The sequence below is a fragment of the Vibrio sp. H11 genome (assembly GCF_004804295.1).
Lineage (GTDB): Bacteria > Pseudomonadota > Gammaproteobacteria > Enterobacterales > Vibrionaceae > Vibrio > Vibrio ostreae.
This window is the reverse complement of the sequence record NZ_SSHN01000007.1, coordinates 222,000-237,030: the sequence shown is the minus strand read 5'-3', so window position 1 is coordinate 237,030 and position 15,031 is coordinate 222,000. Positions and strand designations below refer to the sequence as shown.

Below are 15,031 nucleotides of genomic sequence, written 5' to 3'. Positions count from 1 at the left end.
AGATTTCATCTGTATTAGTTAGAATGCTTTTTTCGTGCTCAGGCTGGTGCATCCGTATTTGTGCCAAAATGGGGACTCAAAGTTTTAAAATTCGCGTGCTTGGATTTATTATTTATTGATTTTAAAGCACAAAATTCAAACAAGTGTTGCTTGGTATGCAACACCACTGTAGGGATATATCATGCCTATTATTACTCTTCCTGACGGCAGTCAGCGTCAATTTGACAACCCGGTTTCTACTTTTGAAGTTGCTCAATCTATCGGTCCTGGTCTGGCGAAAGCGACCATTGCCGGCCGTGTAGATGGCGTACGCGTTGATGCGTGCGATCTGATCGAAAACGATGCAAGCCTTGAAATCATCACCACGAAAGATGAAGTAGACGGTCTGGAAATTGTTCGTCACTCTTGTGCTCACCTGCTTGGTCATGCACTGAAGCAGCTGTACCCACAAGCAAAAATGGCGATTGGTCCAACGATCGACAGTGGTTTTTACTACGATATTGATCTGGAAGAATCTCTGTCTCAGGAAGACCTGGAAAAGATCGAAGCTCGCATGATGGAACTGGCAAAGACCAAATACCAGGTTGTGAAAAAGAAAGTCAGCTGGCAGGAAGCGCGTGATACGTTTGAAGCGCGTCAGGAACCATACAAAATGGAAATCCTGGACCAAAACGTAGCTCGTGATGACCGTCCTGGTCTTTACCACCATGAAGAATACATCGACATGTGTCGCGGTCCTCACGTACCAAACATGGGTTTCTGTCAGAACTTCAAGCTGCTGAACATCGCAGGTGCTTACTGGCGCGGCGACAGCAACAACAAGATGCTGCAACGTATCTACGGTACTGCTTTCCATGACAAGAAGGCGCTGAAAGCGCACCTGACACGTCTGGAAGAAGCTGCTAAGCGTGACCACCGTAAGATCGGTAAGCAACTTGACCTGTTCCACATGCAGCAAGAAGCACCGGGTATGGTGTTCTGGCACCACAATGGCTGGTCGATTTTCCGTGACCTGGAAGTCTTCGTTCGTCAAAAACTGACTGAGTACGATTACCAGGAAGTGAAAGGCCCGCTGATGATGGACCGCGTTCTGTGGGAACGTTCAGGTCACTGGGATAAATACGCTGATGCGATGTTTACTACCCATTCAGAGAACCGTGATTACGCCATCAAGCCAATGAACTGCCCTGGCCACGTACAGATCTTTAACCAAGGTCTGAAATCGTACCGTGACCTGCCGCTGCGTATGGCGGAATTCGGTTCATGTCACCGTAACGAGCCATCGGGTTCACTGCACGGCATTATGCGTGTGCGTGGCTTTACCCAGGATGACGCACACATTTTCTGTACTGAAGATCAGATTCAACAGGAAGTGACGTCTTGCATCAAGATGGTTTACGACACATACACCACTTTTGGTTTTGAAAACATCGCAGTAAAACTGTCTACTCGCCCTGAAAAACGCGTGGGTAGCGATGAAATCTGGGATAAATCTGAAGAAGCACTGAAACATTCTCTGGAAGCAATGGACATTGCTTACGAAATTCAAGAGGGCGAAGGCGCGTTCTACGGACCTAAGATTGAATTTACTTTGTATGATTGTCTTGACCGTGCGTGGCAATGTGGTACTGTGCAGCTCGATTTCAACCTGCCAACTCGATTGGGCGCGACTTACGTCGGCGAAAACAATGAGCGTTTGGTTCCGGTTATGATTCACCGAGCTATTTTGGGCTCTTTGGAACGCTTCATTGGTATTCTTATCGAAGAATATGCAGGTTTCTTCCCGACCTGGCTGGCACCAGAACAGGCTGTTGTTGTGAATATTACCGACAAACAATCTGATTACGCTCAAGAAGTGGCCCAAAAGCTACAAAAATGTGGCATTCGCGCAAAAGCGGACTTGAGAAATGAGAAGATTGGCTTTAAAATTCGCGAACACACTCTGAAGCGTGTACCGTACATGTTAGTTTGTGGTGACCAAGAAATGGAAGCCGGTGAAATTGCAGTACGTACTCGTAAAGGTAAAGATCTTGGTAAATTTAAACTGGATGACTTCGTATCTTATATCCAGACCGAGATTGCTAGCCGTAAGTTAAATCTGGAGGAATAAACTATTAAAGGCGGAAGACGTGGCCAAGTACCGGCCAAACAAAACCAGCACCGTTTAAACGGTGAAATTCGTGGCGTTCGTGAAGTTCGTTTAACAGGCGCTGACGGTGAATCTGTTGGTATCGTTTCGATCCAAGAAGCACTAGCAGCGGCCGAAGAAGCTGGTATGGATCTTGTAGAGATCAGCCCTAACGCCGAGCCACCAGTCTGTCGTGTGATGGACTATGGCAAGTTCCTCTTCGAAAAGAGTAAAGCTCAGAAAGAGCAGAAGAAGAAGCAAAAGCAGATCCAGATTAAGGAAGTTAAATTCCGTCCTGGGACTGATATTGGAGACTATCAGGTAAAACTACGCAACCTGACTGGTTTCCTTGAAGAAGGCAACAAAGTGAAAGTAACTATTCGCTTCCGTGGCCGAGAGATGGCACACCAAGACATCGGTGTTGACGTTCTGAACCGACTAAAAGAAGACACGGCAGAAATTGCTGTTGTGGAATCTTTCCCGTCGCGTATTGAAGGTCGCCAGATGATCATGGTGCTAGCCCCTAAGAAGAAGTAATTAACGGCTTACAAGTAATTGACTCAGCCGTCCCCTGAGAAGGGTAAGACGGTTGGGTTTTATTCGCCCTGATTACGTTGTTTATTAAACTACTACAATGCGGAGTTATTCATCATGCCTAAGATGAAAACCAACAAAGGTGCTGCTAAGCGTTTCAAGAAAACTGCTGGTGGTATTAAGTACAAGCACGCTACTAAACGTCACATCCTGACTAAGCGTACTACTAAGAACAAGCGTCAGCTGCGTCCTAATGCAATCCTTCCTAAATGTGAAGTGGCTGCAGTAATCCGTATGCTGCCATACGCTTAATTCTTTTTAGTTTATTTATCGTTTAGTTTAGGAGAGACATAATGCCTCGCGTAAAACGTGGTGTACAAGCTCGTGCACGTCATAAGAAAGTTCTGAAACAAGCTAAAGGTTACTACGGTGCACGTTCACGTGTTTACCGCGTAGCTTTCCAAGCAGTTACTAAAGCTGGTCAATACGCTTACCGTGACCGTCGCAACAAGAAACGTCAATTCCGTCAACTGTGGATTGCACGTATCAACGCGGCTTCTCGTCAAAATGGTCTATCTTACAGCCGTTTCATCAACGGTCTTAAGAAAGCATCTATCGAGATCGACCGTAAGATTCTTGCTGACATCGCAGTATTCGACAAAGCAGCATTTGCTGTTCTTGTAGAAAAAGCGAAAGCTGCTCTGTAATTAGCAGTTCAGGTTTAAGAGAAGGAGAGCTTATGCTCTCCTTTTTTATATCTGCTGATTGCCGATTCGTCGTCAATAGTGTACCAATCCCTGCCTTTAGCCGGAAAATATCTCATGAGTGAAGCTCAACCTAATAACCCTTTACACGGGGTAACTCTGGAAAAAATTTTAGTACAGCTGGTCGAACATTACGGTTGGCCGGAGCTGTATGAACAAGTCAATATCAACTGTTTTTACAACTCACCCTCCATCAAGTCATCACTGAAGTTTTTGCGCAAAACCCAGTGGGCACGTGATAAAGTTGAAGCGTTATATATCGATACCTTTTATCGCTCTTAACGGTGAGCTGCTTAAAGTAAGCAGGTAAAGGCAAGCAGGTAAAAGTAAGTAGGCCGTGAGCTAAGGAGAACAGGGTGGTTAATGACATATACGAACAGATGTGGCAGCAGTTTACTGACGCTGTGAGCAGCAATTCGTATCAATGCGACCCTTATCTGAATGGTCAGCCGGACACGCGTCGTGGTATTACCGCTCTGGCTTATTTAGCGGACAACAGCCCGGATGTTGCGGCTCGGATTGGTCAGTTTCTTGATCACCTTAGTCAACACGAGCCACAACAATACTATTATCCGAACGATGAACTGCATGTTACCTTGCTGTCGGTCATCTCTTGCCTGCAAGGTTTTCAGCTCAGCGATATTGACCCGCAAGCCTATGTTGACGTGTTTCATCGGGCTTTGCGCGGCCTGGATCCGATTCAGCTAGAACTGCGCGGCGTGACTGCATCGCCTTCATGCATTGTTATCCAAGGTTACCCGGTCGGTAATGAGTTAGACATTCTGCGCCAAAGATTAAGGGATGGTCTGCAGGCTTCCGGCCTTCAAACCAGCATCGATGCCCGCTATAAGCTAATTACTGCTCATCTGACGGCGATGCGATTTCGTCAGCCTTTACAGAATCCGCAGCAGTTGCAGGCGCTGTGTGCTGAGTATCGCCACTACCCGTTTGGCTCAGTGATTTTGAATCAGTGCGATTTAGTGTTTAACAACTGGTACCAGACTCTTGCAGAGACCCATCATTTGGCCAGGTATTGTCTGGGTGGTCAGCCTTCGTATTCTAGAGCAGATTATTAGTCTAGGCAGGATGATTAATCGTTGCAGCGTGCTGCCCGATGGTGTTGCCTGATGAGCGATTGTGACCACAAACCCTGCTTAGTTATTGTTTTCATAATTAACACCATTTTTTTTCATAAAAAGAACAATTCTACTCACTGTTGCGTATACAGTACTAAGATTCGTATTAAACCCCATAACAACAAATAGAGTTTGAAATGAGAAACTATCTACTGATCGCAATGGTATCTTTTACACTTTTTGGTTGTCAGCTGACTCGAGTTGAAGGCCGGGTAGACGATGTCGACGTCAGAGTCGGCTCAGATGGCAGACATCATGATGGTCACGGCCAATTTTGTCCTCCGGGTCAAGCCAAAAAAGGTAACTGTTAATCCGGACTGCCGAAACGACACGCCAGATGCCAGTCATTTTCTGGCTTCCGAAAGCAGCCTTTTAAAGCAAATACCTGTCACGCACTGCCATCATGGTGGTGCGTTTTACTATCTGTCGTTTGGGATCGTATCGATGTGGAATAATATCAGCGAGGCCATTCGTTAGTCTTGGACATTCTTTCGTCGTGGACATTCTTTCGTCGTGGAATAGTTTAGTAATGAAATGGTTTCGTGGCGAAATGGTGATGAAGCGCAGTCGTGTTGAGGTGAAAGAAGGTTGAGGTTGCTGCGAAATAGTAGTGAGGTAAGCAAGGCAATATCAGCTGCTGAGCGGTACTTTTACACGCTGATATTGCCTGGAAAGTCTTCATTATCTGAGGTCTCAATCGAACCCCAGTGCTTTGTCGATATCGGCAGGCTAATTGGAATGCAGCGTTAAACGGTTGAGCGTCGTTGCTACACTGAGCCGATGCAGATGCCGGCGAGGGTCGGTCGGGCACTATTCTGTACTATGCGCTAATCACCACGTTTTTGTTTTCATCGGTAAACAGGCTTGCTTGGTTACGTTTAATTAACTGTGCGGCGTATGAAGGAGAAACCGCATGCAGCTGGCCTTTAAGATGTAACGCTGGTGTTTCCCATGCATCGTCTTTGTACATACCAGTCTGTGTATATTGAATCAATATTTTCATAAAACTTCCTCTGAATCGTTATTTTTATGCTTAGCCTCACACTTTGCGGGCTTGCTTTTACAATATTGCGTTTTTGCCGGTTGTGCATCTGTTAAAAATGAAACATTATTTTTACCGATTAGCCGTCGTTGGATTGGAACTTTTGCGCCATGATAACGTGCTTCAATTTTACGTTACCCGTCACTCAGGCATCACATGACGTGCTTCGCCAGGTGCATCTCAAAGGAATAGAAGATTATGCAGTTTCCGATTCACGCCTCCTGCCAATGTGGTCAGGTGACTTATCAGTTACACGCAGCACCGATGAAAGTCATGGCTTGTCACTGTAAAGAATGCCAGAAACTATCGACCGCACCGTACAGCATTACGGCCATTGTGGCGGCAAAAGATATTGAATTTAATGGTGAAATGACAGAATGGGGCCGAGTTGCCGAAAGTGGTAATCATAATTTAGGTTTCTCCTGCGTTCGCTGCAGCAATCGCATTTATCACCTCAATCCGGCTCAGCCGGAGGTCATCAAACTCAAGTTACGACCGGTTGATCTCGATGATGATCGTTTATTCGAGCCGACTGCGCATGTGTGGGTCAGTGAGAAAATGAGTTGGCTGACTTTGCCACCAGGCGTAGCGGTTTTTGATAAGCAGTCTTGAGTTTCTGATAATACAGCCTTGAGCTGCTGGATAATACAGCCTTGAACTGTTGGATGATGGAGCCTGAAATTTCAGATGATTAAGCAAGTTGGCGAAACGCAGATCCGGGAGAAACACACGGCAAGCTGCCATTGCGGCACGGTGGAGCTGGAGTTGACCTTACCCCGCGGCATAGAGGAGCCACGTCGCTGTGATTGTTCAATGTGTCGGCGTCGTGGTGCGATTGTCGCGTCGGTCTCGTTGGAGAACCTGCGCATCGTAAAGGGTCAGGAAGCGTTACGTCTGTATCAGTTTGGTACGCGAACTGCTCAGCACTTCTTCTGTTCTGTGTGTGGTATTTATACGCATCACCAGCGCCGCTCAAATCCGACTCAGTATGGCTACAATGTGGCGTGTCTGGAAGGCGTTAACCCGTTTGAACTGGGCAATGTAAAGACATATGACGGGGTTCATCATCCTGCAGATCAATAAAGGATCTTTGGTTGGTGATGCAGGTTGTCATAGCGCATAACCATTGAAAGCAATAAAAAACACCAGGTCACTGACCTGGTGTTTTGTCATCACTGAGCGTCATTACAGCGCGGCAAGAATCGTTTCTGCTTTGCTGACTTCAAACGACTTAGGTGGCTCAACATTCAGAGTCGTGACCACACCGTTTTCCACAATCATCGCGTAACGCTGTGAACGAACACCGCCGAACGCGCCAGTATCCATTTCCAGACCCAGAGCTTTAGTAAAGCTTGCATCGCCATCAGCCAGCATCAGTAGCTCAGATGCATTTTGCGCCTCGCCCCATGCTTTCATAACGAACGCATCGTTAACGGCAACACAAGCGATCAGATCAACGCCTTTTTCTTTCAGTTTGTCAGCCAGTACGACGTAACCAGGCAGGTGAGATTCAGAGCAGGTCGGAGTGAAGGCACCTGGTACTGCAAACAGCACAACTTTTTTGCCGGCAAACAGTTCTGTGACGTCGTGATTCACCATTCCGTCTTTAGTCAGCTCGCTCAGAGTGGCTTGAGGAAGGTTTTGTCCTTGTTCAATCATGATGATTCCTTAGTTTATTGGACATTATAAAAGCGGTTGAATTTTCGGGATAATTATTCGGACTCTGTACAAGCCCGAAAGTTCAACCGCCTCTAAGACCCGCTTGGTCGGGCATAACCACAGTCTAGCCCTAATTCAATGAACTAAAAACAGAGAATCTCTATGGGTATTAGTTTACTCATGGAGAAGCGTTCACTTTAAGAATCAGAACAGCTCCAATCAACTGAGGTTAATGTCTGGTCGGTGAGTGAGTACATTGGCTTTGATACCTGGCGTGGCTTTGATACTCGTTATGTTATCAGGCACTTTCAGCGCCTTAGCACGGCACGCTTTTGCCCGCGCGGTAATGAACTCGGGTGCGGTTTTGGCGACCGTCAACCGGATTGGAAAAGAATGTTATTTATGTGAAGTGACCCCGCAGCTCAACGCATTGATGGGATAGTGGGGTTATGTTAACTGATTGTTTAGGCTACAGTGTTTATATAAACATACGTTAAGTAGGCGGTAATCAGACGTGTTAAACCTTCATCCGATGCAACCGAAACACCTCGCTGAGGTGGCCGAATTGCAGGTGGCACCCGAGCAGATCAAGTTTGTGGGGTGTATCGAAGATATCATGGTGAATATTGATAACTTCATTCATCCTCATGTCATGTTGTTCAATGACACTGTGGTGGGTTTCTTCCTGATTGATACCACCTACAGCGCCCAGTATCAGTTTGCCGCGCCAGGCAGTCTGGGATTACGCGCATTCTTTGTGTCGGAACTGTTTCAGGGCCAGGGGTTTGGCAAACAGGCCGTCCAACTACTCTCGGTTTATTTACCGGCGCATTATCCACAGTACGATACCATCTATCTCACGGTGAACTGCAAAAATCCGGCGGCGAAAAGATGTTACGAGCTGGGTGGATTTCGTGACACAGGTGAACTTTATCTGGGTGGTGATGCAGGACCACAGCAGATTATGATTCTTAATTTTTCTCTTAACAGACGTGATTAGCATGTGAATGCGAACAGTTGTACACGTTCTATACTTTCAGTTGTGACTAAAGGAGTTCGATATGTATCAAAGTGTTCTGACATTCTGGTTTCATGAAATCACGCCGGAAATGTGGTGGCAGAAAGATACAGCACTGGATGATCAAATCCGAGACCGCTTTTTACCGCTTCATGAGCAGGCTGTGAAAGGTGAGTTATTCCATTGGCGCCAGTGCCCGCAGGGCGCGCTGGCTGAAGTGATCGTACTGGATCAGTTTTCTCGAAATATCTTCCGGGGAAGGCGAGAAGCTTTTGTTAACGATCCGCTGGCTCTGGCATTGTCTCAATTTGCGATAGAAAAAGGCTACAATAAGCAGCTCACCAGGGATGAGCAGGTTTTTCTCTATATGCCGTTTATGCATAGTGAATCGCGCCTGATACATGCTGCTGCGGTCGATCTGTACTCTGAACTCGGTCAGCAAGGCAATCTGGACTTTGAAGTGAGACATAAAGTTGTGATTGACCGCTTCGGTCGCTATCCACACCGTAACTCTATTCTTGGCCGGATTTCGACCACGGAAGAGATTGAGTATCTTGAACAGGGCGGTGAAGTCTTTTAGCCGGGCTGCCTTTAGCTAACCGTTTTAGGTGTCCAGAGGGCAGGCTTGCAAGATGAAGGGAAAAGAGTAAAAAGAGCACAGAGTAAGAAGCGACAAGGGTAAAGTGATGAGTAGAATTTATCTGTTTGACTGGGGGGATACTCTGATGATTGATAACCCCTCACTGCCGGGAAAAATGTGTGATTGGCCACAAGTAGAAGCAACGCCGCATGCGTTGGAAACGTTGCGCCGTCTGAGTCAGCGCGCGGAGATCTATATTGCCACCAACGCAGAGAACTCGGTTGAAGCAGATGTTCGAAATGCATTTTTACGTGTTGGTCTGGATGATTATATCCAGGGCTATTTCTGTAAACAGACTCTCGGCGTTTCGAAAGGAACGCCGCTGTTCTACCACATGATTATCGAGCGTTTGAACGCGGTTCCCGCTGCTGTCACCATGGTCGGTGATACGCTGGAAAATGATATTTTACCCGCCGCTGAAGCTGGTTTGCAGACCATCTGGTACAACCCGGGTCATCAGCCATTTACCAGCACTTATGCCGGACCGGTGGTGCATTGTCTTACGGATATCCTGGACTTGTGACCCAGCCATAAGGGAATCAGTGTTGGATGAATGTTTCAGTAGGTAGTTAAATCATGCTAGTCAAAGAAAATACCGGTTTGATCGTGGTTGATGTTCAAGGCAGGCTGGCGCGACTGGTTGACGATAGCCAAGCGGTACTGGACGCAACAGCCAAATTGATTAAAGGGGCGCAAATTCTGGGGCTGCCCGTGATATGGCTGGAGCAGAACCCCGATAAACTCGGCGAAACCGTTGCGGAAATTCGTGAGTTATTGGCGCCGGGTCAGCATCCGATTCAAAAATTCCATTTTTGTGCAGGCACTGAAGCTCCGTTTGCAGAAGCGATTATGCACGCGGGGGTATCATACTGGCTGGTGTGTGGCATCGAGAGTCATATCTGTGTGTATCAGACAGTGGCCGGTTTACTGCAAAGCGGTTATCAGGTAGAAGTAGTGCAAGACTGTATCTCTTCACGCAGTCAGGCTAACCGTCAGTTAGGTATCGAAAAGATGTGCGCGCTTGGTGCGCATAAAACGTCTGTGGAAATGTGTTTGTACGAGCTGGTGAAAGATTGTCGCAACGATAGTTTTAAGCCCATTTTACAACTGATCAAATAACAGGTTCTGGTAGCAGCATGTTTCGATATATAGCGCATATAGGAACATGCGTTAATATCAGGCACAGGCATCTGAATAGACCAAACGTTGTGAGTCACCGATAACCGGGCAAGTAATCCGATCCGAAGCCCAGAGTTGTAAGGAAGTGATAGTGGAAATAAAAATCGATGATTTACAAGGCTCAGGCATCATTCGTTTGCTGGAAGAGCATTTAGCCGATATGCATGCCACCTCACCGGCGGAAAGTGTCCATGCACTCGATGTCAAAGCGTTACAACACCCTTCCATTACTTTCTGGTCAGCAGCGGAAGGCAATAGTGTACTTGGTTGTGTGGCACTCAAATCATTAAGTTGTGATCATGGCGAAATTAAATCGATGCGTACTTCCGGTGCTGCGCGCAACAAAGGGGTAGCGACGAAGCTCCTCAATCATCTTATAGCCGATGCGAAATCCAGAGGCTTTAAACAGCTCAGCCTGGAAACCGGCACTCAAGCATTTTTTAGCGCAGCGCATGGTTTGTACGCCAAACATGGCTTTGTTGATTGTGAGCCTTTCGGCGATTACCAACCGGATCCCAACAGCAAATTTATGACCCTTGTGCTAGAGCAATGAGCCAAATACAGGCAAGTCGGTTGAGTTCGCTCATGCAATTTCAACCGATTGATAGGCGGTTAAAATAGGCGCGACTTTTTGCGGATTACTTTGTTGCATGCGCCCGTAATGGGTCAGTAATTTTTGTTGATAACGGTGGGCAAGCTGTCGGCTGGATTCACACTCAGTGCGCCATAAGCTGTCTCCGGTCAGACTGACCAGGGGTTGATTGCCGTGCTGATGGTGCGTCGTCAGGTGCAATATTTCGTAAAAGCGTTGGTTGTCCTCAACCAGAGTTTCTTTAATGACATGACATTTAAGATGGCGTAGCTGTTCTCTGAGCGTGTACGTGTGGTGAACCGGACACAACAGAAACTCAAGCGGCGTGTTTGGATTGGCACTGCAGATGGCTGCAATCAAATCTGACATCAGGTCACCGCCGACACCGGCAATGATGACCAGGTGTGAGCCGGGCATGTCGGCTACCGGAATCCGCGCAACGTCCATACAGTAGGTCTGCCATTGACAAGGCCACTCTTGACCAAAATAAGTAGTCAGGCGCTGCTGTAATGACGTCATCAAGTCCGGCACGATATCAACAAAGTGTATTTGTCCGCCCGCCTGGCGCTCAAGCAGCGCGGCACCGAGTAGACCATGGTCGCAGCAGCAATCCCAGATGTGGTCGTAGTGATGGTGTACCTGGCTTTCCAGTCGTTTGAGGCGTTTACTTAATTTCATCGTAAGTGAATTATTTGTTTCATCGTAAGTGACTAATGAGTCTTACCAGCCGTGAATAAATGCTCGATAGGCGGAGCTTGTTTCGGTGAGCTGATATTGTAGTGATTTCGGCCAGTTTGGCGAATGAATTTTCTTTGCTTTACTTAATCTGTTGCTTGTTTTTTTGAACGATTGCTTGTTCACTTTGACCTAATACTTGATTGCAATACAGCTAGGTGTGCCGCAGGTATACGTACAATAACACTGAGAACGGAACGGAGAATTGACCATGATAGAGATACAAGGGCTTGATCATGTCGTGCTACGAACCACACAGCTGGAGCAGATGCTGAATTTTTATCGTGATGTGCTTGGTTGTCCGGTTGAGCGTGAGTTGCCTGAGGGGCTGACTCAACTGCGCGCCGGAAACGCGTTAATTGACATTGTGACGGTCGACAGTCCATTAGGAAAAGAGGGCGGTAAACCACCGCAACAAGACGGACGCAATATGGACCATTTTTGTCTGCAGATTACGCCGCGTAATGAAAAAGAGCTGGTGGCGTATTTAGACAACCATGGTGTGCAGCATTCTGATTTTGCCAAGCGCTATGGCGCTCAGGGTTACGGGCGCTCGATCTATCTGCACGATCCTGAGGGCAATGTGGTGGAACTTAAGCCCTGGGTTCCTGTACCTTAGCATAATGGCGGTCATGCTTTGTCCGTCATAGACTGAAACGATCTGTTGGCCAAGTTCCTGATATCAGGAACAAAGCATTGTATCGTTTGACGAAAAACTAACATGGCTCACGGCTTGCCCGCGACTTATTCCCGCGTTATGTTGTGTAGGTTCATATCAACAAGGAAAGGGTTATGAGTCTCGAGTTAAAGGCCTCGTCACAGCGAGTACAGGATTTTCTGTCTCAGCACGGGCAGCAGTTTGTAGTGAAACAGATGCCGGCTTCCACGCGTACCGCTGCCGAGGCTGCAGAAGCGGTTGGTTGCTCAATTGGGCAGATCGCCAAATCTCTTATTTTTAAAGACAAGCAAACCGGAGATCCGGTTCTGATTGTTGCTTCAGGCGCCAATATGGTGTGCACCAAGAAAGTAGAACAGGCGACCGGTATCAAACTGGGAAAAGCGGATGCCGATTTTGTGCGCGAAAAGGTCGGCTATGCCATCGGCGGTGTACCGCCTGTTGCCCACCACGCTAAAGTGACCACGATTCTGGATCCTTCCCTGCAATGTTACGAAGCCATCTGGGCTGCAGCGGGCACGCCTAATTCATTGTTTGAACTACACTCTAAAGACTTAGAGCTGTTAACTCAGGGAACCTGGGTGGAGCTGGCCAAATAATGCTGATTTTTTCACGGCGGGAGGGCGTTATGAATGTTCAAAGACACGGTATTTCAATTGGGTTGGATCGCGTGGATGACGAATTTTTTGTCACCATCAAAGCGTTTGGCACATTAACACACCGTGATTACCAGGCAATGACCCCGATGTTAGAAGCCGCGCTGATTAAGGTCAATGAACCGAAAGTCAGAGTATTGCTCGATGCCACTGAGTTGGATGGTTGGGAGCTGAGAGCCGCCTGGGATGATTTTAAGCTGGGCCTCAACCATGGCGCTGATTTTGATAAGATCGCGCTGTACGGCAGGCCTGGCTGGCAGGAAAAAGCTGCCAAACTGGCGGGCTGGTTTATGTCCGGTGAAGTGAAATTTTTTGAAGATTACCAACAGGCGTTGGAATGGCTGAAATAACCACCGGCCAGAGTGGTATTGCTCCGGTGGCAAATTAAGTGAGAATTAGGTGGCGGATATGGCGCGAAAAGCCCGTTTAGGTAAGTGTGCCGGCATGGTGGGAGCGCTGTTGCTTTCAATCTCATTGCCGTCTTTGGCCGGTACTTTGACCACGACAAATTACGTCGTGACGATTACTTCCCATTGTGGAGAAGGACAAGTGACCTGTGACAATGTCACTTATCATGGCCGTTCTAAACGCAGCGCTGAAGAAATTGAGCTTACGGGAGAGACGATGCATCTGCTGTGTGGTGACAAGAAAACACCGTGCCGTTTCCTGGGCTATCATTTTCAGAATAAAGGGTACGAATACCAGGTTTTTGATTCTGGAGTTCTGCGAGTGAAGCACAAGGGCAAACTCGTGGTTGATGAGCGCGGACAGTGGAAGTACTGACGTTTTGACGTATCTTCGCCGGCTCCGGATTTAGGCAATATTTTCTCACCTGATGAGAATTGGGGATGGTGATTGTGTCAGTACCTTTTATATTGACGGTAACTCAGTTGGGTAAAAGGATGTAGGATGTTGGCGTTGTTCGTTAAGTGCTTATTGGGAGCATTTGCTGTTCTGTTGATTGCTCTGTTGTCGAAAAGTAAAAGTTTTTTTATTTCCGGCCTGGTACCGCTGTTTCCGACCTTTGCTCTGATTGCCCATTATATTGTTGGCACAGAGCGCAGTATGGATGATCTGCGCGTTACTATACTGTTTGGATTATATTCTCTCATCCCTTACGCCGCATACTTGTTGTCGGCTTATTACTTCAGTTATCGTTACAACCTGTTTTGGACGCTCAGTCTGGCGACATTCGTCTGGGCGTCATTTGCTGGCATGCTCCTGTTTGGATGGACTCGTTTTCAACCCGGGATGGCGTGAGCCAGATCTGTATATTCTCTATTGATTATGGGACGGACAAAGTCATGGAAGTGTTTCAATGCGTCTCTTTTCTGGTCGTGAAAGACAATCAGGTGCTGCTGGAAAAACGTTCGGCAGAAAAAACCTGTGACCCTAACCTGGTGGCAATACCAGGCGGACACATTGAGGCGGGGGAAAGCCAGCAAGAGGCGCTGGCCCGAGAGTTGCTGGAGGAGTTGGCGATAACGCCAATGGAGTCTGTCTATCTCTGTTCCCTGTACCATCCAACCAACGAACTGCAATTACTGCACTACTATGTCATTCCTGCCTGGCAGGGCGAAATAGGTTGTCATGAAGCGGATGAGGTATTCTGGCGCTCGATCAATCCGGATTGGGTCGATACCCGCGCAGACAAGCTGGCTCTGGCAGAATATCTGCGTCTCTTTCAAACCGGTATTTTATCGGCCTGAATTTATTTAACATTTCACCGGAATGGGTATATGGTGAACAGAGTGCGACGATGGAAAGGTTGCATATCATCATTATTTTGGAGTATTCATGTCTCAACACACCGCTACGGTTACGTGGCAGCGTCAAGCTGATGAAATTTTTAGTGATAATAAATACAGTCGCGGCCATGAATGGCAGTTTGACGGGGGAGCCAAGGTCGCCGCTTCCGCGTCACCGGATGTGGTGCCGCTGCCTTATTCGGTTGCCGCCAACGTTGACCCGGAAGAAGCGATGATTGCGGCGTTATCCAGTTGTCATATGCTGGTCTTTTTGTCGATTGCGGCAAAAAAGCGCTTTGTGGTCGAGTCGTATCAGGATAATGCAGTCGGGACACTGGAAAAAAACGAGCAGGGTCGGGAAGCTCTGACCAAAGTGGTGCTGAGGCCCAAAATTGTCTTTTCCGGTCAATCACAACCCAGTATCGAGATGCTGGAAAAAATGCATCATCAATCTCACGAGAACTGTTTCATTGCCAACTCGGTCAAAACGCAAGTGACCACCGAAATTCTCCTTTAAGCAGGCT

Annotated in this window: 24 protein-coding genes; 21 read left to right on the top strand and 3 right to left on the bottom strand. The window is 47.4% G+C overall.

Annotated features, from left to right (window positions below; all coding sequences use genetic code 11):
- Window positions 1-181 precede the first annotated feature (181 nt).
- From thrS to E6C74_RS21000, 7 genes are all read left to right on the top strand, one after another.
- Window positions 182-2,110, top strand: a complete 1,929-nt coding sequence (gene thrS / locus E6C74_RS13185) for a threonine--tRNA ligase (protein WP_136485924.1) — start codon at window positions 182-184, stop codon at window positions 2,108-2,110.
- 3 nt (window positions 2,111-2,113) lie between these two features.
- The gene (gene infC, locus E6C74_RS13180) at window positions 2,114-2,665 is read left to right on the top strand and encodes a translation initiation factor IF-3 (protein ID WP_136485922.1); all 552 of its coding nucleotides are present in this window, start codon (window positions 2,114-2,116) and stop codon (window positions 2,663-2,665) included.
- A 114-nt stretch (window positions 2,666-2,779) separates the two neighbouring features.
- Entirely contained in the window at window positions 2,780-2,974 is a 195-nt protein-coding gene (rpmI, locus tag E6C74_RS13175; RefSeq protein ID WP_005377932.1) for a 50S ribosomal protein L35, read from the top strand.
- A 41-nt stretch (window positions 2,975-3,015) separates the two neighbouring features.
- Window positions 3,016-3,369 carry a 50S ribosomal protein L20 gene (gene rplT, locus E6C74_RS13170; protein WP_004401084.1) on the top strand — a complete coding sequence of 118 codons (354 nt, stop codon included), beginning with the start codon at window positions 3,016-3,018 and terminating at the stop codon, window positions 3,367-3,369.
- A gap of 114 nt (window positions 3,370-3,483) precedes the next feature.
- Entirely contained in the window at window positions 3,484-3,708 is a 225-nt protein-coding gene (locus E6C74_RS13165; protein WP_136485920.1) for a VF530 family protein, read from the top strand.
- 74 nt (window positions 3,709-3,782) lie between these two features.
- Entirely contained in the window at window positions 3,783-4,502 is a 720-nt protein-coding gene (locus E6C74_RS13160) for a 2'-5' RNA ligase family protein (protein WP_168797024.1), read from the top strand.
- A 303-nt stretch (window positions 4,503-4,805) separates the two neighbouring features.
- Window positions 4,806-5,039 (top strand): hypothetical protein, encoded by a 234-nt coding sequence (locus tag E6C74_RS21000; protein ID WP_168797022.1) that lies wholly within the window; start codon window positions 4,806-4,808, stop codon window positions 5,037-5,039.
- Window positions 5,040-5,382: 343 nt separating this feature from the next.
- Here the strand turns inward: E6C74_RS21000 and E6C74_RS13155 are convergent, their stop codons facing one another.
- Window positions 5,383-5,565 carry a hypothetical protein gene (locus tag E6C74_RS13155; RefSeq protein WP_136485917.1) on the bottom strand — a complete coding sequence of 61 codons (183 nt, stop codon included), beginning with the start codon at window positions 5,563-5,565 and terminating at the stop codon, window positions 5,383-5,385.
- Window positions 5,566-5,802: 237 nt separating this feature from the next.
- On the opposite strand from E6C74_RS13155, the gene E6C74_RS13150 reads away from it, so the two are divergent.
- Together E6C74_RS13150 and E6C74_RS13145 are read left to right on the top strand one after the other, a co-directional pair.
- Window positions 5,803-6,216, top strand: a complete 414-nt coding sequence (locus E6C74_RS13150; protein ID WP_136485915.1) for a GFA family protein — start codon at window positions 5,803-5,805, stop codon at window positions 6,214-6,216.
- A 75-nt stretch (window positions 6,217-6,291) separates the two neighbouring features.
- Entirely contained in the window at window positions 6,292-6,687 is a 396-nt protein-coding gene (locus E6C74_RS13145; RefSeq protein WP_136485913.1) for a GFA family protein, read from the top strand.
- 102 nt (window positions 6,688-6,789) lie between these two features.
- Here E6C74_RS13145 and E6C74_RS13140 read toward each other — a convergent pair whose 3' ends face one another.
- Window positions 6,790-7,263 (bottom strand): peroxiredoxin, encoded by a 474-nt coding sequence (locus E6C74_RS13140; protein ID WP_136485911.1) that lies wholly within the window; start codon window positions 7,261-7,263, stop codon window positions 6,790-6,792.
- 514 nt (window positions 7,264-7,777) lie between these two features.
- On the opposite strand from E6C74_RS13140, the gene E6C74_RS13135 reads away from it, so the two are divergent.
- The 5 genes from E6C74_RS13135 (at window position 7,778) to E6C74_RS13115 (ending at window position 10,653) form a co-directional block, all read left to right on the top strand.
- Window positions 7,778-8,263, top strand: coding sequence for a GNAT family protein (locus tag E6C74_RS13135; RefSeq protein WP_136485909.1), 486 nt, complete (start codon window positions 7,778-7,780; stop codon window positions 8,261-8,263).
- A 61-nt stretch (window positions 8,264-8,324) separates the two neighbouring features.
- Window positions 8,325-8,861: a DUF924 family protein gene (locus tag E6C74_RS13130; protein ID WP_136485907.1), complete on the top strand. Its 537-nt coding sequence runs from the start codon at window positions 8,325-8,327 to the stop codon at window positions 8,859-8,861.
- 106 nt (window positions 8,862-8,967) lie between these two features.
- Entirely contained in the window at window positions 8,968-9,444 is a 477-nt protein-coding gene (locus E6C74_RS13125) for an HAD family hydrolase (protein ID WP_136485905.1), read from the top strand.
- A 53-nt stretch (window positions 9,445-9,497) separates the two neighbouring features.
- Window positions 9,498-10,040 (top strand): hydrolase, encoded by a 543-nt coding sequence (locus tag E6C74_RS13120; RefSeq protein WP_136485903.1) that lies wholly within the window; start codon window positions 9,498-9,500, stop codon window positions 10,038-10,040.
- A gap of 151 nt (window positions 10,041-10,191) precedes the next feature.
- Window positions 10,192-10,653 (top strand): GNAT family N-acetyltransferase, encoded by a 462-nt coding sequence (locus E6C74_RS13115; protein WP_136485901.1) that lies wholly within the window; start codon window positions 10,192-10,194, stop codon window positions 10,651-10,653.
- A 30-nt stretch (window positions 10,654-10,683) separates the two neighbouring features.
- On the opposite strand, the gene E6C74_RS13110 is transcribed toward E6C74_RS13115, so the two are convergent.
- Window positions 10,684-11,370 (bottom strand): tRNA (adenine(22)-N(1))-methyltransferase TrmK, encoded by a 687-nt coding sequence (locus tag E6C74_RS13110; RefSeq protein WP_136485899.1) that lies wholly within the window; start codon window positions 11,368-11,370, stop codon window positions 10,684-10,686.
- A gap of 268 nt (window positions 11,371-11,638) precedes the next feature.
- Here E6C74_RS13110 and E6C74_RS13105 point away from each other — a divergent pair, with 268 nt between their 5' ends.
- The 7 genes from E6C74_RS13105 (at window position 11,639) to E6C74_RS13075 (ending at window position 15,024) form a co-directional block, all read left to right on the top strand.
- Window positions 11,639-12,046 carry a VOC family protein gene (locus E6C74_RS13105; RefSeq protein WP_136485896.1) on the top strand — a complete coding sequence of 136 codons (408 nt, stop codon included), beginning with the start codon at window positions 11,639-11,641 and terminating at the stop codon, window positions 12,044-12,046.
- Between the two features lie 173 nt (window positions 12,047-12,219).
- Window positions 12,220-12,702 carry a YbaK/EbsC family protein gene (locus E6C74_RS13100; protein WP_136485894.1) on the top strand — a complete coding sequence of 161 codons (483 nt, stop codon included), beginning with the start codon at window positions 12,220-12,222 and terminating at the stop codon, window positions 12,700-12,702.
- Window positions 12,703-12,731: 29 nt separating this feature from the next.
- On the top strand, window positions 12,732-13,109 hold the full coding sequence (locus tag E6C74_RS13095; protein ID WP_136485892.1) for an STAS/SEC14 domain-containing protein: 378 nt from the start codon (window positions 12,732-12,734) through the stop codon (window positions 13,107-13,109).
- A 58-nt stretch (window positions 13,110-13,167) separates the two neighbouring features.
- A complete protein-coding gene (locus tag E6C74_RS13090) occupies window positions 13,168-13,542 on the top strand; it encodes a hypothetical protein (RefSeq protein WP_240798187.1) in 375 nt (124 codons plus the stop codon).
- A 126-nt stretch (window positions 13,543-13,668) separates the two neighbouring features.
- A complete protein-coding gene (locus tag E6C74_RS13085; protein ID WP_136485890.1) occupies window positions 13,669-14,019 on the top strand; it encodes a GlpM family protein in 351 nt (116 codons plus the stop codon).
- Between the two features lie 44 nt (window positions 14,020-14,063).
- Window positions 14,064-14,468 (top strand): NUDIX domain-containing protein, encoded by a 405-nt coding sequence (locus tag E6C74_RS13080; protein ID WP_136485888.1) that lies wholly within the window; start codon window positions 14,064-14,066, stop codon window positions 14,466-14,468.
- An 88-nt stretch (window positions 14,469-14,556) separates the two neighbouring features.
- On the top strand, window positions 14,557-15,024 hold the full coding sequence (locus E6C74_RS13075; RefSeq protein WP_136485886.1) for an OsmC family protein: 468 nt from the start codon (window positions 14,557-14,559) through the stop codon (window positions 15,022-15,024).
- The last annotated feature ends 7 nt before the right edge of the window (window positions 15,025-15,031 follow it).